This is a genomic window from Pseudomonas proteolytica (genome assembly GCF_007858275.1).
GTDB lineage: Bacteria > Pseudomonadota > Gammaproteobacteria > Pseudomonadales > Pseudomonadaceae > Aquipseudomonas > Aquipseudomonas proteolytica.
The window spans coordinates 249,236-270,045 of the sequence record NZ_VFEV01000002.1; the positions used below are offsets into that span (position 1 = coordinate 249,236).

Annotated in this window: 21 protein-coding genes and 2 pseudogenes; 17 read left to right on the forward strand and 6 right to left on the reverse strand. The window is 57.2% G+C overall.

Annotated features, from left to right (window positions below):
• Nucleotides 1–32: 32 nt before the first annotated feature.
• Nucleotides 33–1,073: a DNA-binding protein gene (locus FIV38_RS02695; RefSeq protein ID WP_159439619.1), complete on the forward strand. Its 1,041-nt coding sequence runs from the start codon at nt 33–35 to the stop codon at nt 1,071–1,073.
• Between the two features lie 64 nt (nt 1,074–1,137).
• Here FIV38_RS02695 and chrA (FIV38_RS02700) read toward each other — a convergent pair.
• Nucleotides 1,138–1,972 (reverse strand): annotated as a pseudogene (gene chrA / locus FIV38_RS02700) (chromate efflux transporter); the annotation flags it as partial.
• 97 nt (nt 1,973–2,069) lie between these two features.
• Nucleotides 2,070–2,198, reverse strand: a pseudogene (locus FIV38_RS30215) (Na+/H+ antiporter NhaA); the annotation flags it as partial.
• A gap of 289 nt (nt 2,199–2,487) precedes the next feature.
• Here FIV38_RS30215 and FIV38_RS02710 point away from each other — a divergent pair.
• The 12 genes from FIV38_RS02710 to FIV38_RS02770 all read left to right on the forward strand — a co-directional run bounded on the left by FIV38_RS02710 (nt 2,488) and on the right by FIV38_RS02770 (nt 13,377).
• The gene (locus tag FIV38_RS02710) at nt 2,488–3,483 is read left to right on the forward strand and encodes a zinc-dependent alcohol dehydrogenase family protein (protein ID WP_092231326.1); all 996 of its coding nucleotides are present in this window, start codon (nt 2,488–2,490) and stop codon (nt 3,481–3,483) included.
• Nucleotides 3,484–3,665: 182 nt separating this feature from the next.
• On the forward strand, nt 3,666–3,968 hold the full coding sequence (locus tag FIV38_RS02715; protein ID WP_032902063.1) for a putative quinol monooxygenase: 303 nt from the start codon (nt 3,666–3,668) through the stop codon (nt 3,966–3,968).
• Nucleotides 3,969–4,134: 166 nt separating this feature from the next.
• Nucleotides 4,135–5,259, forward strand: coding sequence for an alkene reductase (locus FIV38_RS02720; protein WP_044275549.1), 1,125 nt, complete (start codon nt 4,135–4,137; stop codon nt 5,257–5,259).
• A gap of 106 nt (nt 5,260–5,365) precedes the next feature.
• Nucleotides 5,366–5,671, forward strand: a complete 306-nt coding sequence (locus FIV38_RS02725) for an ArsR/SmtB family transcription factor (protein WP_017735055.1) — start codon at nt 5,366–5,368, stop codon at nt 5,669–5,671.
• 64 nt (nt 5,672–5,735) lie between these two features.
• Nucleotides 5,736–6,704, forward strand: a complete 969-nt coding sequence (locus FIV38_RS02730) for an LLM class oxidoreductase (protein ID WP_044275553.1) — start codon at nt 5,736–5,738, stop codon at nt 6,702–6,704.
• A gap of 44 nt (nt 6,705–6,748) precedes the next feature.
• Nucleotides 6,749–7,738 carry an acrylyl-CoA reductase (NADPH) gene (gene acuI / locus FIV38_RS02735; RefSeq protein ID WP_044275555.1) on the forward strand — a complete coding sequence of 330 codons (990 nt, stop codon included), beginning with the start codon at nt 6,749–6,751 and terminating at the stop codon, nt 7,736–7,738.
• A 42-nt stretch (nt 7,739–7,780) separates the two neighbouring features.
• On the forward strand, nt 7,781–8,053 hold the full coding sequence (locus tag FIV38_RS02740) for a hypothetical protein (protein ID WP_138763869.1): 273 nt from the start codon (nt 7,781–7,783) through the stop codon (nt 8,051–8,053).
• Nucleotides 8,054–8,167: 114 nt separating this feature from the next.
• Entirely contained in the window at nt 8,168–8,560 is a 393-nt protein-coding gene (locus FIV38_RS02745) for a c-type cytochrome (protein WP_044275559.1), read from the forward strand.
• 362 nt (nt 8,561–8,922) lie between these two features.
• Nucleotides 8,923–10,128 (forward strand): chromate efflux transporter, encoded by a 1,206-nt coding sequence (gene chrA, locus FIV38_RS02750; protein WP_017735062.1) that lies wholly within the window; start codon nt 8,923–8,925, stop codon nt 10,126–10,128.
• 10 nt (nt 10,129–10,138) lie between these two features.
• The gene (locus FIV38_RS02755) at nt 10,139–10,444 is read left to right on the forward strand and encodes a PadR family transcriptional regulator (protein WP_017335982.1); all 306 of its coding nucleotides are present in this window, start codon (nt 10,139–10,141) and stop codon (nt 10,442–10,444) included.
• Between the two features lie 582 nt (nt 10,445–11,026).
• Complete coding sequence (locus tag FIV38_RS02765) at nt 11,027–12,514, forward strand: SulP family inorganic anion transporter (protein ID WP_017735063.1); 1,488 nt, start codon at nt 11,027–11,029, stop codon at nt 12,512–12,514.
• 11 nt (nt 12,515–12,525) lie between these two features.
• Complete coding sequence (locus FIV38_RS02770) at nt 12,526–13,377, forward strand: universal stress protein (RefSeq protein WP_092231323.1); 852 nt, start codon at nt 12,526–12,528, stop codon at nt 13,375–13,377.
• Between the two features lie 102 nt (nt 13,378–13,479).
• Here the strand turns inward: FIV38_RS02770 and FIV38_RS02775 are convergent, their stop codons facing one another.
• The 3 genes from FIV38_RS02775 to FIV38_RS02785 are packed head-to-tail and all read right to left on the reverse strand — an operon-like array spanning nt 13,480 to nt 17,126.
• A complete protein-coding gene (locus tag FIV38_RS02775; protein WP_092231320.1) occupies nt 13,480–16,473 on the reverse strand; it encodes a Tn3 family transposase in 2,994 nt (997 codons plus the stop codon).
• A 3-nt stretch (nt 16,474–16,476) separates the two neighbouring features.
• Nucleotides 16,477–16,887, reverse strand: coding sequence for a putative toxin-antitoxin system toxin component, PIN family (locus tag FIV38_RS02780; RefSeq protein WP_017335986.1), 411 nt, complete (start codon nt 16,885–16,887; stop codon nt 16,477–16,479).
• Nucleotides 16,887–17,126 (reverse strand): ribbon-helix-helix domain-containing protein, encoded by a 240-nt coding sequence (locus tag FIV38_RS02785; protein ID WP_017335987.1) that lies wholly within the window; start codon nt 17,124–17,126, stop codon nt 16,887–16,889. The genes FIV38_RS02780 and FIV38_RS02785 overlap by 1 nt, the downstream gene beginning before the upstream one ends.
• 201 nt (nt 17,127–17,327) lie before the next feature.
• Between FIV38_RS02785 and FIV38_RS02790 the strand changes: the two genes are divergently transcribed.
• The 3 genes from FIV38_RS02790 (at nt 17,328) to FIV38_RS02800 (ending at nt 19,365) form a co-directional block, all read left to right on the forward strand.
• Nucleotides 17,328–18,245: a recombinase family protein gene (locus FIV38_RS02790; RefSeq protein ID WP_017335988.1), complete on the forward strand. Its 918-nt coding sequence runs from the start codon at nt 17,328–17,330 to the stop codon at nt 18,243–18,245.
• A 5-nt stretch (nt 18,246–18,250) separates the two neighbouring features.
• Complete coding sequence (locus FIV38_RS02795) at nt 18,251–18,724, forward strand: hypothetical protein (RefSeq protein WP_139273529.1); 474 nt, start codon at nt 18,251–18,253, stop codon at nt 18,722–18,724.
• A gap of 224 nt (nt 18,725–18,948) precedes the next feature.
• The gene (locus FIV38_RS02800) at nt 18,949–19,365 is read left to right on the forward strand and encodes a response regulator (RefSeq protein ID WP_017735067.1); all 417 of its coding nucleotides are present in this window, start codon (nt 18,949–18,951) and stop codon (nt 19,363–19,365) included.
• Nucleotides 19,366–19,469: 104 nt separating this feature from the next.
• Here the strand turns inward: FIV38_RS02800 and FIV38_RS02805 are convergent, their stop codons facing one another.
• Nucleotides 19,470–20,546 carry a cyclic di-GMP phosphodiesterase gene (locus tag FIV38_RS02805; protein ID WP_092231317.1) on the reverse strand — a complete coding sequence of 359 codons (1,077 nt, stop codon included), beginning with the start codon at nt 20,544–20,546 and terminating at the stop codon, nt 19,470–19,472.
• A gap of 138 nt (nt 20,547–20,684) precedes the next feature.
• Between FIV38_RS02805 and FIV38_RS02810 the strand changes: the two genes are divergently transcribed.
• A partial coding sequence (locus FIV38_RS02810) for a helix-turn-helix domain-containing protein (RefSeq protein ID WP_122309950.1) occupies nt 20,685–20,810 on the forward strand: 126 nt, incomplete at its 3' end.

The following is a 20,810-nucleotide window of genomic DNA, read 5'->3' on the forward strand; positions in this document are numbered from 1 at the left end:
AATCCGAGGTGCTTATGGCCCGCCCAGGGATCATGTATGTCCACGTCGCCGCCGCCGCCGCCCAACTCGTTGCTCAAGGCAAAAATCCAACGATCGACAGCGTCCGCGAAGCCTTGGGCGGAACCGGCAGCAAGAGCACCATCGCGCCGCTGTTAAAACGTTGGAAAGCAGCCCACCAAGACACGGTGGCGCACGCGGAGCTTGGACTGCCTGCCGAGCTGGTCCTGGCGTTGAAAGGGGTCTACGAAACAGTGCAGGCGCAGGCGACCCTCCAAGTCGAGCAGTCGGAGCAGACCCATCGCGAAGCCACCGCCGTGCTGCAGGAGCAGTTGCAGCAGGTTTTCAGCGAGCGGGACGCTTTACTCAACGCACAGGCGCAACAAAGTCAGGCGCTGGCCACCGCCCAAGCACGCAGCCAAGGGCTGGAAGAAACCGTGCAGCGGCAGGAAATCACCTTGGTCAGTCTGGGCAGCGAAAAGCTCGGGCTCGAACAGCGCCTGGTCGACCGCGTCGCGGAAATAGCCACACTGAGCCAACACCTGCAGCAAGCGCAGGGGCAGTTCGAGCATTACCAGGCATCGGTCGCGCAACAGCGCGCCGACGAGCGCCAGGCCGCGGAACAACGCCAGCAGCACCTGGAACAGGAGCTGACAGAGCTCCGCCAGCGCCTGCTCGCACAACAAACCCACCTGGGCGAACTGCACGCACAGGAACAACGCTGGGCGCAGGACCACGATCGACTGCAGAGCACCCTGCACACGTCCCAGGAGTCGCTGATCCTCAGCCGCAGCGCACAGGAGCAGTTGGCACGGCAACTCGCCGAGCTGAAACAGATCCATCAGGCACTGGAGCAGCGGCATGTCCAGGACGAACAGTGCTTGGCTGATACGCGGACGAAGTTGGCTGTGGCCGAGCGGGAGCGGCGTCTTCTGACGGACCGTTTCACCCAAGCAGAATCCCAGTTGACCGCACTTGCCAGAGAGCAACAACGTCTGCTCCAAGACAACGCGGTGTTAAACAGCCAACTTGTGGAACTCAGAACGTTGCCACCGAACCCGCCGTTGGCATCTTGAATGGGCGTTATGCAATGAGCTTGGAGAGTGTCTAGAAAATCAGGGGCGATTCACACAGCTGGGGCAAAGGACCGGGCACCGCTTGCGCAGCACCGTATCCGGCAAGAAACGCGTCATTGTTGACCTAGCCGGAGGGCACCACCTCAGCTTGCAACAGCGGCAGCACGACATGGCCGCCACCGAAGACCAGTAACCCGCTACGGAAGAAGGCATCCACCATTGCTACGGCATGACTCGGCAGCAGTTGGGCCAAGACAGGCAACCCCATCAGCAACGTACAGAACAGTGCTAGCCAGATCACTCCGGCGCGCTGGCTTACCGCGATCGGCAGCGGATCGTGTGCGCAGTCCTGAGTAGGCTTGAACAGCAGCAGGCCAGCGATGGCAGCAGCAGCAATCATGCTGACCTGCCCCCACGCAGATGGCATAAGTAGGACGACACAGGCAGCAATCGCCATGCTGGTGACACGCAATACGTCCGGGCACAGGTTGCGTGCCCCATACAGCTTGGGCAACCACAGGTACTGCCACCACTTTCAGACCGTGGAGCGCTCCCGACGAGACGGCATCGCCTTAGTTAGATATACCCAGCGCGAACAGGACCAGGGCAATGGCTGAGGGCAGTGTGAATCCTGCCCAAGCCGCCATGGCTCCAGCGTAGCCCGAGCGGGACAGACCCAAGGCCATACCAATCTGACTGCTTGCAGGCCCTGGCAGGAATTGGCACAGTGCCAACAAGTCTGCATAACTGCGTTCGGACAACCAGCGCCGTCGTGTGACGAACTCGTCACGGAAATAGCCTAAGTGCACGATGGGGCCGCCGAAGGAGCTCAGTCCAAGGCGCAGAAAGATGAGAAAGACAGACCACGGGCTGTGGTGGTCAGTGTGGGTGTTTGTCATGCGTTTGCCTTCGTGCATGAAAGTAGCCGAAGGTTTGCCAGGTACCCGGCCGTCCGAGTGAGGCAAACCTGCTGGGCTGAATAGCTGGCGCTCTTGCGCCCAGGAGCAGTGCCAACGACACACCGAGCATGACCGTCAAAGAGCCTTCATTGGCCAGATTGACGCCATCAAGGCTTACGCCGGCATTGGCGAGCGCAAATAACGGCATGATTACATAGGCGACCCAGATGACCGGCGAAGAGCGAACCACGCCGTGGCGCACTTAGCGGATGGCAGCATTTTTTTCGACAGGGAGAGTTCATAGGCAGCGTAGATAGGGGGAGCAGGGACGGGCATAAAATTATTAAAATTACATATTTACAAATCTATATATGGCGAATAGAATTTGCATGTCCGTGAAATAGCCACGCACCGGACACACAGACCGAAGCGACGTTGTAACGCGCGGGGCGGCTAACCTGCGCCAGCCAAGGGCTGGCTCGCTGCTCCCATCCCTCAATAGAAGGAGACCCAAAATGACCCGTGTTGTCCGTTTTCATCAGATCGGCGGCCCCGAAGTCTTGCAGATCGAAGAGCTCGAAGTTGGCGCTCCGGGCTCCGGCGAGCTGCGCATCCGCGTCGAGGCGATCGGCCTGAATCGCGCGGAAGCCATGTTCCGCTCGGGTGTGTACCTGGAGCCGACGCATCTGCCGGCCCGGCTCGGCTACGAAGCTTCCGGCATCGTCGAGGCGCTGGGCAGCGGCGTTCACGGCTTCGAGGTTGGCGAAGCGGTCAGCGTGATTCCGGCTTTTTCCATGAACAAGTTTGGCGTCTATGCCGAGCAGGCGATCGTGCCGGCCACGGGGGTTCTGAAGCGGCCGGCGGGCGTCGGCGCGGTGAAGGGGGCGGCGATCTGGATGCAGTATCTGACCGCCTATGGCGCACTGATCGAGATTGCCCAACTCAAGCGCGGTGATGCGGTGATCATCACGGCGGCTTCGAGCAGCGTCGGCTTGGCCGCGATCCAGATCGCCAACAGCGTCGGCGCCATTCCGATCGCGACGACCCGGACGCGCGCGAAGGAGGCGGCGCTACGCGAGGCGGGGGCGGCGCATGTGATCGCCACCGAGGAGCAGGACCTGGTCGCGGAGGTAATGCGGATCACCGACGGCCGCGGCGCGCGCATCGCCTTCGACCCGGTCGCGGGGCCGCAAGTCGAAACACTGGCGCAAGCGATGAGTCAGCAGGGCCTGCTTTTCATCTATGGCAATCTCAGCGGTCAGGAGACGCCGTTCCCGGCCTTGGCAGCGATGAACAAGGCCCTGAGCGTGCGCGGCTACACGCTGTTCGAACTGACCGGTGATCCGCAACGCTTGGCGCCTGCGCAAGCTTTTATCACGCGCGGCCTCGAGGCCGGACAGCTGAAGCCGATCATTGCCAAGACCTTCCCCTTCGAGCAGATCGTCGAAGCGCACCGTTACATGGAATCGAACCAGCAGTTTGGCAAGATCGTCGTCACGGTATCTCGGTAGAGGCAGTTCGTGAAAGACCAGGAGAGGGCAGAGTCGCCTTTCCCGCGACTGCGGAAATGACTCGACGCTGCCCCTTCATCCCCGCCACGCTGGAGCTGGGCGGCAAATCGGCGAATATCGCGTTGGGCATTACTGGAATGCGTCACGCATGGTAATGTCGTCGTAACAACAGGAGGCACGTCATGGTCAAAGTAGCATTGTTCGTTCGTCTGGAAGCAAAACCTGGGAAAGAGAAAGAGGTAGAGAACTTTCTCTTGGATGGCCTTCCAATAGTGGAGGAAGAGCCAGCCACTACGGCGTGGTTCGGAATCCGCTTGGGGCCGTCCACCTTTGGCATCTTTGATGCCTTCCCGGATGAAGCAGGTCGGCAGGCTCATCTTTCGGGCAAGGTCGCAGCGGCGCTTATGGCAAAGGCTGCCGAGCTGTTTGCCAAACCGCCGTCAATCGAGAAGGTTGACGTCCTGGCGGCCAAGCTACCCGGCTAAGCAAACCCAACAAGGCGCTCCAGTCGCGTCCCTACCGCTTTGCGGCGGCAGGGACGCGACTGAGCTTGGACGTCCACCGGCCTGTTCTAAACGGAGCGCTCGAGAGGTGCCTGTCCAGGCACTAGCATCTACTTATCTACAAACGCAAATATATAGGTAGTTACACATGAAAGATTCCATTCTTTTCGAAAGCACCACGTTGGGCCCCTACAGCCTGAAAAACCGCATCGTCCTGCCGCCGCTGACCCGTTCGCGTAGCTCGCAGCCAGGCAACATTCCCAATGACCTGATGGCGACCTACTACCGCCAGCGTACCGGTGCCGGCTTCATGGTCACCGAGGGCACCCAGATCGAGCCGCGCGGCCAGGGCTACGCCTGGACCCCGGGCATCCACAGTGCCGAACAGATCCTCGGCTGGCGCAAAGTGACCGATGCGGTACACGCCGAGGGCGGCACCATCTTCGCCCAGCTCTGGCATGTCGGCCGGGTCTCGCACACCTCGTTGCAACCCAATGGCGAAGCCCCGGTGGCGCCATCGGCGATCCCGGCCGAGGGCGTCAGCGTATTCATCGAGACAGGTCCCGGCACCGGCGCCCTGGCGCCGCCTTCGATGCCACGTGCACTGACCGCCGCCGAGGTCAAGGAGCTGGTACAGCTCTATGCACAGGCCGCTCGCAACGCCCTCGACGCCGGTTTCGACGGCGTGGAAATCCACTCCGCCAACGGTTATCTTATCAACCAGTTCATTTCCGCGCACAGCAATCAGCGCGACGACGAGTACGGCGGCTCGTTGCAAAATCGTCTGCGCTTCCTCCGTGAGGTGACCCAGGCGGTGGCCGCGGTGGTCGGTAAAGACCGGCTCGGCGTGCGTTTCGCCCCGTTGTTCGCCAGCACCGACGAGGCCCGCGTATATCTCGGCCTGGTCGAAGAAAACCCACACGAGACCTATGTCGAAGCGGTCAAGGTGCTCGAAGAAGTCGGCATCGCTTACCTGTCGCTGGCCGAGGCGGATTGGGAAAACGCACCGGAGCTGCCGGAAAGCTTCCGCAGCGCGGTGCGCGAGGTCTTCAGCGGGCGCATCCTCTATGCCGGCAAATACACCGCCGAGCGAGGCAAGCGTGTGCTCGAGGCGGGCTGGGGCGATCTGGTCGCCTTCGGCCGTCCGTTCATCGCCAACCCGGACCTGCCCAAGCGGATTGCCAATGGCTGGCCGCTGAACCCGGTCGATCCGGCCAGCATGTACGGCGGAACCGCTGTCGGCTACACCGACTATCCGACCTATGGCGGATAGTCGGCTCGAGGTGCCGGCCCCCAAGCGATACGGTTCGGGGGCCGGCGCATTGTCGGTTGAGCGGGCATATCGTAATATCGCAAAAAATAGTTATCGTGCGTGACCTATGAGTATCGACGTAAGCGAAGCGCTGAAGGCGCTAGACAACCCAACACGCCTGAACATCCTCAGTTGGCTGAAGGATCCGCGTCATCATTTCCCCGAGCAGGAGGTGGATCCTGAGCAGGTCGGTGTCTGCGTGAGCATCATCCAGGATCGGGTAGGCCTGTCGCAGTCGACCGTCTCGCTGTATCTCGCTGCCTTGCAGCGGGCGCAACTGGTGACCTCACAACGCATCGGTCCCTGGACTTATTACAAACGCCATGAGCAGAACATCGCGGCGTTCCAGGTGGCCTTGAAAGCGCTGATTTGATGCCTGCTCGCAGGCGTTTTTTCAGCCCTTCAAAATCTATATTTTGAAATATGTAGGAGAGAAGATGTTAACTCCGAATTCCATTCCCTATCAGCAACAACCTGGCTTTCAGCACACCTACCGCCAAGGCCGCCTGAGCCTAGGTCTTTTCTTCCCCCTCGAAGCCTTTACCGGCGATACGCCGAGTATGCTCGACCAAGTGAACCTGGCCCAACGCGCCGAGAAGCTGGGTTTCTCTGCCCTCTGGTTTCGCGACGTGCCGTTACGCGACCCCAGCTTCGGTGATTCGGGCCAGGTCTTCGATCCCTGGGTCTACCTGGGTTTTATGGCGGCACACACTCGCTCGATTGCGCTGGGCACCGCGTCGGTCATCCTGCCAATCCGCAATCCCCTACACACCGCCAAGGCCGCAACTAGTGTCGATCAGCTCAGCGGTGGCCGCCTGTTACTCGGCGTGGCTTCCGGTGACCGTCCAGTAGAGTTTCCGGCATTCGGTGTCGACCCGGAGCAACGCGACAGCCTGTTCCGCGAATACCTCAAGGTATTTCGCGAGGTTCAGCGCAGCAGTTTCGTGCCTTTGACCTGGTCCGGCGGCACGCTTGAGGGGGCCGATCTGATTCCCAAGCCGACGACGGCGGAAATTCCTTTCTTCGTCACCGGCCATAGCCGCCAGACGCTGGAGTGGATCGCCCGCTGCAGTCATGGCTGGATCAGCTATCCGCGTGCACCGAAGACTCAGCAGCTGATTGTCGAGGACTGGCGCAAGGCGGTTCGTGCCGAATGTGGTGAACTGTTCAAACCCTTCACCCAGTCGCTATACATCGACCTGACAGATAACCCGCAGACACCACCTCGGCCGATCCACCTGGGCTATCAACTGGGGCGACATCACCTGATCCCGCTGCTGCACAGCTTGCAGGAGATCGGCGTTAACCATGTGATCATCAATTTGAAATACGGCCAACGCCCCGCAGGTGAGGTCATTGAGGAACTCGGTCAGTTCGTTCTACCTGACTTCGTCATGTCAGCATAAGCCGGCGTGGTGAGGCATCAAATCATTATCCGTGGGGATTGCTCATGAGTTTCAAGGCAGTATTGCTTAACAAGGACCAGCAGGGGTTCTCTGCTCGTGTGACTGAGCTGGAGGATGAGGACTTACCGGCCGGTAGTGAAGTGCTCATCAGCGTTGAGTACTCGACCCTCAACTACAAGGATGCGCTAGCCCTGACAGATCACTCGCCTGTGGTACGTCAATGGCCCATGGTGCCCGGAATCGATGGCGCCGGCCTGGTGCTGGAAAGCGACGACCCGCGCTTTCTATCCGGTCAGCGCGTCGTACTCAATGGCTGGGGCGCCGGCGAGCGCCACTGGGGCTGTCTGGCCCAGCGTGCACGAGTACCAGCCGACTGGCTGATTCGTCTCCCCGACAGTTTAAGCACTTGGGCAGCCATGGCTATCGGTACGGCAGGATATACAGCCGCGCTATCGGTCGATGCCGTGCAGAAGCATGGCGTACAACCCGAGGACGGTGAAGTATTGGTTACCGGTGCAACAGGCGGTGTCGGCTCGATCGCCATAGCGCTGTTGGCGGCCCAAGGCTACCGTGTGGTTGCAGCCACTGGGAAACCTCAGGAGCGCTACTACCTCGAGCAGTTGGGCGCCACGGACATTATCGAGCGCGAGGAACTGGCTGCTCCCGGCAAGCCACTCCAGAAGGAGCGCTGGACAGCCGTGATCGATGCGGTCGGCTCGCATACCCTGGCCAACGCCTGCGCCCAGACCCGCTACCGGGGGATAGTCACCGCGTGCGGACTCGTTCAAGGAATGGAGTTTCCCGCCAGTGTCGCCCCCTTCATTCTACGAGGCGTCACCCTTGCGGGAATTGATAGCGTCATGGCCCCCCACGAGTTCCGTGACGCGGCCTGGAAACGCCTGGACCGCGATCTCAACCGAGAGACTCTTTCGTCTCTCGCCGCAACCATTCCCTTGGACCAAGTTGTGGGGGCGGCGCAGAAGATCATCGATGGCAAGCTTCGTGGCCGCTTAGTGGTCGACGTAAATGGATAGTCTGGCTACTTCTGTACACAGCTCTTCACCCACTCGATCGCCATGCACTTTCTCGTCGTCGACCACCGCTTGTTGGAGCTGCACAAGAGCTCTTTTCTCAGTACCGGTCGCTGGGTCCTCTCAGCAGCGATTCCTCTTGGCTGGGCCATTGGGCTGATGACGGTGATATCACCACCGATCGTGACATTTCTGCTCTCCTTTGTGGCCGGCAGCATGGTGTTGATGGTCATTCAGGAGGAGTTTTCGGAGACAGGCTCAAGCTCTTTTCCGGCTTTTCTAGTCGGCATATGCCTCTATTCGGCGCTCGTTTCATGATTTAACCGCGCTGCGCCAACCTCAGATTTAGCTGCCACACGTCAGCCTGAATGGACAGGAGCCGCGCACGGCTATACTCAGCCAGATCAGCTCTCCGGGCTAAGGAGGTCGGTCTTGATTAAGCGGATCTACATCGGCTTGGTAATTCTGGTCGTCCTGGGTGCGGCGTTGTTTTTCGCCCTGGTCTGGCGGCCGACCATCGCCCCCATCGCTCCGGGCTCGGTTGCGGGCTTCCCCGCCGAGCTGGTTGCCAAGGGTGAAGCCTTGGCCGGCGCAGGCTACTGCGCGACCTGCCACACGGTGAAGGGCGGACAGCCCTATGCCGGCGGCTATGGAATGCCTACCCCCTTCGGTGTCATCTATTCGACCAACATCACACCCGACCCGGATAGCGGTATCGGCCGCTGGTCCGAGGCGGCATTCATGCGTGCGATGCACGAAGGCGTCTCTCGCGATGGCTGGGGTTTGGGGAGCAATGGAACCAAAAACCAACGTAAGCCCGACTAGCTCCGTTCAGAGCCCTCTTCCCAGGCATCCGACTCGATAAAACCATTGCGCAACTTGAGCACCCATTGGCGCCGTTATTGACCAGCCGGCTGCATTCTTGACCAGTTATTTGCATTCGGAGTGACCAGGAGGGGGGCAATAGAGAAAACGGAAAAAATCGTACGCTAAGGCCAAGCGTGTTTTGCTAATGAACTGTGCTAGCAGACAAAACCAGCGGCTAGCACAACATCGATTACTTGCATTGCGACACCCAGTACGAATTGCACGGTACTCCAGTCGTTTTGGGCAGCTATAAAATCGAATTTCGTTATCGAAGTTCGATTATTATGGATTAATCTGTGGAAAATCAGGTAGGCCAACGCATGACTAATACCTCCACCGATGACCGCAGCCCATGGTCGGTTTTTCTTATTTTTCTACGCCTTGGATTGACCTCCTTCGGCGGCCCCATCGTGCACTTAGGCTATTTCCGTGACGAGTTCGTCACACGACGGCGCTGGTTGTCTGAACGCAGCTATGCTGATTTAGTGGCGCTGTGCCAATTTCTTCCAGGCCCAGCAAGCAGCCAGGTCGGCATAGCGTTGGGGCTATCACGGGCTGGATATAGCGGGGCGCTGGCTGCTTGGACAGGCTTTACGCTGCCTTCGGCCGTAGCTTTAATCCTGTTCGCGCTGGGCATTTCCAACTATGGGGATTCCGTTTCGCCGGGCGCGTTGCATGGCCTAAAAGTGGTGGCCGTTGCCGTAGTCGCCCAAGCGGTATGGGGCATGGCGCGCAACCTGTGTACGGATGGGCTGAGAGTCACAATAATGGCGATTGCCGCCTGTGCTGTCCTGCTCGTACCGTCCGCGTGGGGGCAGGTTGGTGTGATTGCTGCCGCAGGCATCATAGGCCGACTATTGTTCAAGCCAGCACATACTGTTGAGCACGACCCACTACCTATCACGGTCAGTCACCGGGCCGGCGCACTTTGGCTATCGTTATTTTTTGCCCTGCTGATTGGCCTACCGATCTTGGCAAAATTGCTGCCAAGTCCAACGATGGTGGTAGTGGACGCCTTCTATCGTGTGGGGTCACTAGTGTTCGGTGGTGGCCACGTTGTGTTGCCGCTGCTGCAAGCCGAAGTGGTGTCCTCCGGCTGGGTCAGTAATGAATCCTTCCTCGCGGGGTACGGGGCGGCTCAAGCGGTGCCCGGCCCATTGTTCACATTCGCCGCGTTCCTTGGTGCTTCGATGAGCACCGCTCCCTCTGGCTGGGTCGGCGGTATTGTGTGCCTACTGGCTATCTTCGCACCCTCTTTTCTGCTGGTTGTGGGAGCCATGCCATTTTGGGAGCGCCTGCGTCGCAATACAGGCATGCAAGCCGCGCTGGCTGGGGTCAATGCGGCGGTGGTTGGCCTGCTGCTGGCCGCGTTCTATCACCCTGTATGGACTAGCGCCATATTTCAGCCGCAAGACTTTGTCTTGGCCCTGGTCGCCCTTGTCGCACTGATGTTCTGGAAGCTCCCGCCGTGGCTAGTTGTCGTCGGCAGCGGTGCAGCGGGTTGGCTGTTGAGTATCGCGCTGTGAGGCACGAAAAATGACAGATAAAGACCTGTACGGCGGGTTGATCCGCCTGCACATACTTCACCATGCAGCCGAGAAGCCCGTCTTCGGACTGGGAATCATCGAAGAACTGCAACGACACGGCTACGAGCTGAGCGCCGGGACGGTATACCCAATGCTGCACGGGCTGGAAAAGAAGGGCTATTTGACCTCACGCCACGAACGCACCGGGCGACGTGAACGGCGTGTCTATGAGATCACTGAGCAAGGCCAAGTTGCGCTGGTCGAGGCACGTGCAAAGGTTAAGGAACTGTTCGGCGAGTTGATCGAAGGTTGCTGAGTTTACGGCTTCAACTCGGCGTCAGGCGGTTCACTGGCACCGCGTCAGACTAGGGCCGCTTTCTGCATTTTCTGACGCCAAGGCGTCAATCTCTATGGCCTCAACCTGACAGGCCGAATGCTTAGCGTACGATTTTTTCCGATTTCTCTATCGACCCCAGGAGGATCTGAATTGATCTCTCCACCATGTGTACACTGCCTGACAGCGGAGTTCGTCGCGGTTTAATCTAGAAAGACTTGCCCTAGGGAGATCAGCACGGCTGGAAGAACTGACCCAAACGAGGCAGCAGGTCGCATTTGACGATATCTTCACTGTATACTTTATCGCTCAGCCATACCTCTTGAGCTACAGGAACACCAGCATGACTGTACTCCAAACGATCTACTGGCAGCCTACGCCGCCTTAGCGCTACGCCCCCTCGCAACATCTCGCTTCCGCTAGTTTCGCTCGCGGTCGCGTACTGCTGTATGCCCGGTTTTTACACCCAAGGCACACAGCCAAATAATCCTCACAACTTGAATTCGTATCGACGCGCTCGCCATCTGCCTGGTGTGCGTGTGGTGCATTGCCTTGGATATTCTGATGCTGCAATCGCTCAAACAAACGTGGTTTTCCAACGTCCGTGGAGACGTGCTCGCGGGGATCGTGGTCGCGCTCGCGCTGATCCCGGAGGCCATTGCTTTCTCTATCATTGCCGGCGTCGACCCCAAGGTCGGTCTCTACGCCTCCTTCTGTATCTGTGCTGTCATCGCCTTCGTCGGCGGTCGACCCGGCATGATCTCGGCAGCTACCGGTGCGATGGCACTGCTGATGGTCACCCTGGTAAAAGATCACGGGCTTCAGTATTTGCTGGCAGCCACCTTGCTCTGCGGGGCGCTTCAAATCCTCGCTGGATACCTGAAACTGGGCTCTCTGATGCGCTTTGTTTCGCGCTCGGTAGTCACAGGCTTTGTGAATGCATTGGCGATTCTGATTTTCATGGCGCAGTTACCTGAGTTGACCAACGTGACCTGGCACGTTTACGCCATGACCGTAGTGGGCCTCGGAATAATCTATCTGTTTCCGTATGTACCGAAGATCGGCAAGCTGATTCCCTCGCCGCTGGTGTGCATCCTGGCCCTGACGGCCATTGCTATTTACCTCGGTCTGGATATCCGCACTGTGGGTGACATGGGCGAACTGCCGGACACGCTGCCGATTTTCCTGTGGCCTGAAGTCCCGCTGAACGTTGAAACTCTGCGCATCATCTTCCCGTACTCAGCCGCCTTGGCCGTAGTAGGTCTGCTTGAGTCCATGATGACCGCGACCATCGTCGACGATTTGACCGATACCACCAGCAACAAAAACCGTGAATGCAAGGGTCAAGGCATTGCCAACATCGCTGCCGGGATGCTCGGCGGTATGGCAGGCTGCGCCATGATCGGCCAGTCGATCATCAACGTGAAATCCGGTGGACGTACCCGTCTCTCCACATTGTGCGCGGGCATTTTCTTGCTGCTGATGGTCGTTTTCCTCGGCGAATGGCTCTCCAAGATCCCGATGGCTGCATTGGTTGCTGTGATGATCATGGTATCCATCGGCACCTTTAGCTGGGATTCCTTGCGCAATCTGAAAGAGCACCCACTGTCGACCAACCTCGTCATGGTCGCGACCGTTGTGGTGGTCGTGGCAACGCATAATCTGGCTTACGGCGTGTTGGTCGGCGTACTGCTGGCTTCGTTGTTCTTTGCGAACAAGGTCGGACATTACCTCGATATCAAGAGCAGTCTTGAAGAGACGGAGTCGCATCGGACTTACCGCGTGGTAGGCCAGGTGTTCTTCAGCTCGGCAGACAAGTTCACCGAAGTTTTTGACTTCAAGGAAGCGCTCAACAAGGTCACCATCGATCTGACACAGGCGCATTTCTGGGATATCACCGCCGTCGCCGCGCTGGATAAAGTGGTAATCAAGTTCCGTCGCGAGGGCGCCGAGGTTGAAGTGCTGGGTCTAAATGAGGCCAGCGCCACAATCGTTGACCGCTTTGGCGTGCATGACAAACCTGGCGCCATCGACAAGCTCATGAGCCACTAAGGAGATCGACAATGACCCACGTAATGGCATGTATTGATAACTCACAATCCTCATTGGCGGTCTGCGACTACGCAGCATGGGCGTCGCAGCGACTCAACGCGCCTCTTACCTTGCTTCACGTATTGGATGAAGAGAAATACCCAGCAGCAGCTGACCTAAGTGGAAATATTGGTCTCGGCAGTCGAGAGCATCTGCTGGAGGAGCTGGCTACATTGGATGCCCAACGCGCCAGACTCGCTCTGGAACAGGGCCAACACATGCTGGAAAAGGCCAGGGAGCGAACGGTCATTTCCGGCGCTGCGTTTCCTGAGCTGAAGCAGCGCCACGGACACTTGGTAGAAAGTCTGAGCGACCTTCAGGAGGATATTCGACTGTTGGTGATAGGAAGAGTGGGTGAAGACAACTCACGCAACGCGCACAGCCTTGGCAGCCAGATAGAAGCTGTAGTGCGAACAATTCACCGGCCTATCCTGATCACAGCCACCAGCTATAAAAAGCCCGAAAAGGTGATGCTCGCATTTGACGGCAGCTCCACAGCCTACAAAACCATCCAAATGTTTGCCGCCAGTTCGCTTTGCAAAGACTTGCCCATTCATCTTGTTACGGTCGGTGCAGATTCGGTGAGCAATCACGAGGCACTGGGAAAAGCACAAAGCATGCTTCTCTCGGCTGGCTTCCTAGTCCAAGCTGAAATCAGACAAGGTGAGGTGGAGTCGGCTCTGCACGATTATCAGACAGAGCACGGCATTGATCTGCTGGTCATGGGTGCCTATGGGCATTCACGCATCAGGCAGTTTTTGGTAGGAAGCACGACTACGACGATGCTTCGAACAGCCACCATGCCTGTATTGCTGCTGCGCTGAGATAACTCTCTAAGCCACAGTGTTTCTACTTATTGAGAAATGCTGTGGTCAATCCCATCTAAGCTATCTGACAACATAGCCCACTGAGTTCGACCTGCGCACCTAAATATCGTCGTCTGGATTACGCAGTGGCCGTAGCTCACCTCGGGCGACCTCTTCTGGTACCGCGAAGGAGTACCGTCCCAACATATTGATGTGCTCGAAGATCAGCGGCGACAAACGAGCCAGGTCTTCGTCCTGTACCGGGTAGCCGTGCTGCTTTAACCGCTCCACGGCAGCCGTCATGTAGAGGGTATTCCATAGCACAATGATATTTACCACCAGGCCCAGGGCACCGAGTTGATCCTCCTGGCCTTCTCGGTAGCGCTGGCGAAGCTCGCCTCGTTTGCCATGGAACACGGCGCGAGCCAGGCTGTGTCGGCCTTCGCCGCGATTCAGTTGGGTCAGGGTGGCGCGGCGCTTGGACTCATCATCAATGTAGGTCAACGTATGCAGGGTTTTCTCGATCCGTCCGAACTCTGCCAACGCCTGGGCCAGACGGGTCGGACGATCTCCCGTTTGTAGGGTGCGCATGATGCCTGTCGCCGGCACTCGGCCAAGTTTGAGTGAGCCAGCCAAACGCAACAGGTCATCCCAGTGCTCGGCGATCAGGTCGAGCTTGACTGACTGGCGAGCAAGTCCGTTGAGCTTGCCGTAATCCGCGTCCGGGCGGGTGCGCCAGAAGCTGGTACCGCCGACATCAGCCAGGCGCGGGCAGAAGTGATAACCGAGCAGACGGAATAACCCGAACACCACATCGCTGTAAGCACCGGTATCGGTCATGATTTGTGTGGGCTGCAATTCGGTCTGTTGTTCCAGCACAACCGCGAGCAATACTAGGCTGTCGCGCAGGGTGCCGGGCACCGTAATGGCGTTAAGACCGGAAAACTGGTCGGAGATCAGGTTGTACCAGGTGACGCCCCGGCCGGTACCGAAATACTTCGGGTTAGGGCCGGCATGTACGGTACGCACAGGTACGACAAAACGCATGCCATCGGCGGAGGCCACCTCGCCGCCGCCCCAGACCTGAGCCAGCTCCAGTTGACTCTGCGCAGCCACCAAAATGGCATTGGCTGCCGACAGGGTATCGTCACGGAGATAGTTCTGGCTCACCCAGGACAGCCGGTCACGGCGCAGCGCTTGGTTGTCGTTGCGAGTCAAGGGCTCCAGGCCGGTGTTACAGGCTCCTCCCAAGAGCACTGCGCACAAACTCGTCACCAAGTTGTCGGCCCGCGCATTGCGTTCGGACACATGGGTGAAGGCTTCAGTGAAGCCGGTACGAGCGGCGATTTCTAACAGGATTTCCGGCAAATCGACACGCGGCATCAAGTCGGCCACGGCTGCACGCAGTTGCAGCAACGAGTTGGGCTCTTCCAGCTTCTCCAGCGCTCCGAGGGACAGCTCGGTTTTGCCCTCTGTATTCTCACTCAACTGGATCGCAGGATTGTCGGGCAGGCGAGCGGCGACTGCGTACCAAGTCGCATCCAGCTCGGCAGACAAGGCGTCCAAGGTGGTTTTGGCGTCCACAGTCAGGCCCAGTGAGCGACAGATGATCGGTCGCGCCGACAGCCATTCTGCACCATCGAGCAGACCGATATGCGGGTCGGCATAGCGCCAACTGGGTGCAACAAAGACATCGCGGCGGCGTAGGGCCGTGCGTAGTGCATCAAGCGTGCAGAAGACATAGGTGCCCATGTCGAGGGAGCCATCTTCGCGAGTGATGTGGTTCTGCCAAGCCTTGGCCACGATCTCCTGCGGCACGTCATCCTCCGGCTTCCTGCGAGGCAAGTTCAGTTGCAACCAGTCCAAACTAGCCGCCACACCCTTACCCGCCGGGCTGAAGCCGAAGCGAATATGTTTCAATAAGTCAGGAAGGAAACGGCGCACGCTGCGGTAGCGCTCCTCCAGAGCGAGGTAAAACACATCGTTGGCCGGACGGATCAACGCATTGACCTCTTCCAGGGCTTTCTCCAGCGTGACACGTGGCAGGTCGTTGAACAGCCGGGCACGGACATTGTCATCGCTGATCGAGCTATCCAGCACGACCTTGCACGCAGCGGCGAGCATTGCCGCCGAGCGATCCAGGTCTTTTAGACTACGCAACCGAGCCTTCTTGTCAGCCTTCTCTGCGTTGTTGAAGATATCACGCAGTAGCGCTTCCAGAACTTCCAGAGCATCGTCGTGCGCACTGGCTTCCAAGGAAACCGCGAATGCCACCAACGTCGCCAACCGGCGCGACGCCGGCAGTCGATTGATGGCCGTGACCTTCGCGGTGTTGGCAAAGCGAGCCAGGGCGGCAATGCGGCTGGGAGGGATATGCGCAGCTGCCGGTAAGGCGATACCCAACCCGCGTACATCATCCAGCCGACGCAGCGCCCGAACCAGTGCAGGGCCACTGACCATCACCGGGCCGGAGCGTAGTTGATCCAGTCGGGAACTACGGTTGCCTTCGGCCACCAGAAGCAAGTCTTGTAGGTGCTGTCTTTGCTCCTCGGTCACGCTGCGGCCCAAGGTGTACCAGAGGCGTTCTTCAACCCGGCTACGCAGTTGGGCAATGAAGCGCTCTAACTGGGAAATTCCGGGCAATAGGACTTTCTGTGTGAGCAGCCATGAGGTAGCTCGTTCGAACAGCACGCCAGGACGATCAGTACCAGTCCAGCAAAGGGCATACAGCCATCGGCTCAAACGAAAGCCGATGCCTGGGTCAGTAAAGTGGCGATAGCCATAGCGCTCTTGAATATCGGCCGCATGTATCCAGCGACGATGATCGCTATAACGTACAAGACAGTCAGGGTCGGCGATTGCCAATTGCCGACAAAGCACAAGCAGGACTTCCACCGGCACAGCCGTGGGTTTGTCCGGCAAAACACCGACGAAGCGAACGGTAGTCAGCAGAACGGCATAGCCCAAGCGGTTATGGTTGCCCCGTAGTATCTGGACGGCTTCACGGTCTTCATCGCTCAGGTGGAAGTAGCGCTCCAGTTCATCACGGCTGGGCGCATCGATGTAGCGACCAAAGCCGTCGCGTTGCTCCTGAGTCAGAAAACCAACCGGCATCGATCACAGTACCTCGGCGCAGAACACGGCGGGGGTGACAATCCGCGTGCGTTCGATATGTCCGCGCTGCAAGAGGCCTGCGCGTCGATCACCGGTTACTAGGTAGTCCGCATTGCCCGCCAAAGCCATGGCCAGCAGAAAAGAGTCATCCGGATCATCGGCTTCAACCTCAATGGTCAACCGCTCCAATACCACGGCGCGTTGCAGGTTATTGATCATGGCCCCCACTTTGGCAGGCTGAAGGATGGCCTGAAGCTTGGGGTAACGACTGGCGCGACGAATTTCGTCGAGCTGTGCCCGTGAAGTCACCACCTCGAAGCGAGCTGAACGCCAGGCCCGATAGATCGCATCAGGAGACCCATGCGGTGAGATCAGTGCACTGAACAGAATGTTGGTATCCAATACAACCCGCATCAGCGCTTACGCGCCCAGTCGAGCGCTTCTTCAACCGCTTCGGTCAGTTCGGCCTCACTCAGATGGGCATTGGAAACCTTGGCCTGTTCGGCGCTCAGCTCCAGGATGTGTGCCCGCACCGCTTCTTCGATGAAGCGCGACAGGTCGCCCTTACGGCCACCGCCTTGGCTGGCCAGAAACATGCGAAGCGATTGGTCGGTGTCGGTGGAGACGGCGACGTTCCAGCGAGTGGTATTCATGACTTTTTCCAATGTTAGGTGTTTATGTGTTTATACACTCGATCCTCACTGCGCCGCAACGGTTCGATAAAACCCTCGTTTTATAGAACTTTAACGGAAGACCTGCCCAGCTCCGAGTTAGCCCATATTATGGTTTTAAATACTGGTATCGTTAATCAAGGTTCTATTTTCAATTTCTCTGTTGAGTAAACGGTACTTTTGATGAAAATTGGCTATGCGCGGGTGAGTACTCGGGATCAGAACGCCGACCTCCAGATCGATGCTCTGACAAAGGCAGGGTGCGAGCGGATCTATCAAGACGTTGCCAGCGGCTCAAAAAGCGCACGTCCGGAACTGGACAAATTATTGGTTCATGTACGGGCCGGTGATGCTGTGGTGATTTGGAAGCTGGATCGTCTAGGGCGCTCGCTCAAGCACCTGGTCGAACTGGTCGGTGAATTGGCCGCTCGTAACGTTGGCCTGCAAAGTCTGAATGACCCCATCGATACCACCCACGCGCAAGGCCGCTTTGTGTTCAACCTGTTCGCTTCATTGGCAGAGTTCGAACGTGAGTTGATTCGTGAGCGCACACAGGCAGGCTTGTCCGCTGCACGGTCACGTGGTCGAGTCGGTGGCCGCCCGAAGGGGCTGCCCGCTCAGGCGGAAGCGACCGCTATGGCCGCAGAAACGCTGTACCGAGAGGGTCGGTTAAGTGTGAGCGCCATTGGCAAGAAACTGCACATTTCCAAAAGCACGCTTTACCGCTACCTCCGGCATCGCGGCATAACGATCGGCGTACCCGCAAAAATCACCCAGCATCTCAACATCACGGTCCCACCGGCAGTGGACAATGCCGAACGGATCGCGACGGTCATATTGCGCCTGGCCGTCGAGAACAACAGCAAGTTCGTGCGTGGTAAAAAACGGGCACTGGAGAATATCGAGCGTTACTGCCTGGAACCTTACGGCATGAAGCTGCTTGAGTCGGGCAACTACGCGCTGAGCATTCCCTATCGCAACGATGAGGCACTGGATAAGACGGTACATGATCTGCTGACCGAGATCAGCCAAGAGGCCGAGATGCGTAATTGCTTTATCGAGGCGGATGCCTGGGAAGAGGGCTCTGAGCGGAGGTGGTAGGGCTTATGTTGGTTTTTGGTTCCATTGCTCCCCAAACCCCTCCTACAAACCATCCGTTGCGGCCATATAAGACCCTCTTGGGGCTTGTGCATGACGACGAAGTTGCAAACCTCGCTAGGGTTTCGCGCACAACGGTTAGAAATTGGCGTGAAGCTTTAGGCCGTGAGCTTGCGGAAGCACTGCCGAAAGAACCAGCACAACAGCGAATCAAAAACTGTGTAGGTCCGTGGCTCGGCTACGAATCACTGTTCGGCACAATGTCAGCTGCGAAAATCAGCCGTGCGGTAGGTGTGCCCTTTGCCATAGTTGAGCAACGGCAAAATTTTTTGGGTGCAGTACCGTACCAACGGGTTTCAAAACTGGACCGGTACCAGCATTTGGCGGGGCTCATTTCTAATGCCTTGCTGGCAAAACTTGCCGGCGTCTCAGCGAGTCGGGCCACTGAATTTAGCCGCAGGCTCAAGCAGATCAGCGCCTAAATTGAAATCTGCCACCGTTGGTGGCCGTCGATCCTCCAGATTTCAACGTAGCGCGTGTTGGGGAAGTGAAAGAATTCGGAAAAAATCGTACACTAAAGGGATAATGCATAGGGAAAATTAGGGCATCGCAACCGTCGTTCGGATGGCGGATAATCCTAAAACTTAGTAACCCTAGAACTGATTTGCGCGAGTAGATGTCTTTGGCTAGTTAAGAAGGTGAAAAAGTGTACGTTAACCGGGAAGGCCTATTACCAATTCTGGGCGGAGTCATCATTGTCGAAGATGATCCGACGCTCCGTGAACTGATGGTGGATATCGTCGAGGAGGTAGGGGCTGAGGCATTAGCATTTGAAACTGCTGATGATGCGTTAACATATCTTCTGCAATCGCATGAAAAATGCAGGCTAGTGATTGCCGATCATGGGGTCCCTGGACAAATTCAAGGTACAGAATTCATTGAAATGGTGAGAGGAAGATGGCCGACGATTGCATCGATTCTGACCTCAGGGGCTTTGATAGATCCTGCATCAGTCCCGCCTTCTACGATCTACTTACACAAGCCATGGTCTCTGGATGATCTGATCGGTGCGATGGCATCCCTGCTTCAGCCAGGTTTCCAAATCCAGAAAGCGCAAGAATAGAGCTATTTTTGTTCTTTTTCATTAACAGCAACGAGCCTGTAGCGTACGAGTTTCTCCGTATTTGTTAGAGCAACCGGCGCTCCTACAGTTCTTAGAACCATGAATTAACACCAAAGGTTTTCTAAGTTTTTGAACCCCCACTTTGCTGGATCCTCCCGGCTGACGATACGATCTGTTGTCGAACTTTGTGCTAAATCCACCACCTGCTCCACAATAGTAGTCTTAGACTTAACTGAGAAGAATACGCGCACAATCGGCCTGCTGAGATGGGTCGGATTTTTCCCAATCACCACGCCCAAATACCCGGAATGTAATCTAACCAAACTGCCAAGCGGATAAATTCCTACGGTTTTGACAAAGGTATTAAAAAGTTCTTTGTCGAAATGCCCTGTCCATTTCGACATATGCGCGAGAGAGCTAGCGGGATCCCAAGCTTCCTTGTAAGGACGATTGGAGGTAATAGCATCATAAACATCACAGATTGCCGCCATGCGCGCTAAAATACTAATTTGTTGGCCTTGGAGGCTGTGCGGATAGCCAGTGCCATCGATCTTCTCATGGTGGTGGAGGCAGACATCTAGAGCGCACTTGGGAATAAGTTCGCTCTTGAGAAGCATGGCATGACCAAGTTCTGGATGCCTGCGCATTACCGAAAATTCGTCATCAGTAAGCTTACCCGGTTTGTTGAGCACAACTCCCGGAATTACTATCTTACCAACGTCGTGTAACAGTCCAGCAATCCCCGCTTCGCGAATCTGCTCGTTATCCAGTCCTAATTGCTGGGCCAAGGCAACCATAAGAGCGCAAACCGAAACGGAGTGCATATAGGTGTATTCGTCCTTGGTTTTCAGTCGCGCCAGGCCAATGAGAGCGGAGGAGTTCCTCGCCACAGATGTGCTAATTTCTTCTACGATGGGTAGACATTGTTCTATATCGATAGCTTTTCCGAGGCGGGCCTCATTGAATAACTGCATCACAGCAAGTTTGGAATGGTTGAGAATCTGCGATGCGCGATGTAGTTCTTCAGCCACCGTAGTAGAAACAGGCGTTGGCGTTGGCAGTGTTTGTGCCGCATAAGTTAGTGGTTCTTTTTGTTCCTGACTCGGGTCCTCAGCTGTTTCGGTGATATCCGTACCTTTTGAACAATCGATCCACACTGCCGAAACTTTGCTGTTTTGCAAAGCCTCTAGGTCAGCCTGATCATATGTTGCCGCTGACCGAAAACTGACCCAGTAGAGGCTGTTCTGCCGACTGAAAACTGACCCAGGTGTTCAACTGCTTCTGCTCACTTTTTGAGCAGGAGAACACAGGGTGATCACATGGAAATGTTGGGAAAAATCCGGCGGATGTACTTCCGCGACAAGCTCTCGCTGCATCAGATAGCCAAGCGTACCGGGCTGTCGAGAAACACCATCCGAAAATGGGTCAGAGCGCCCGAAGCCACT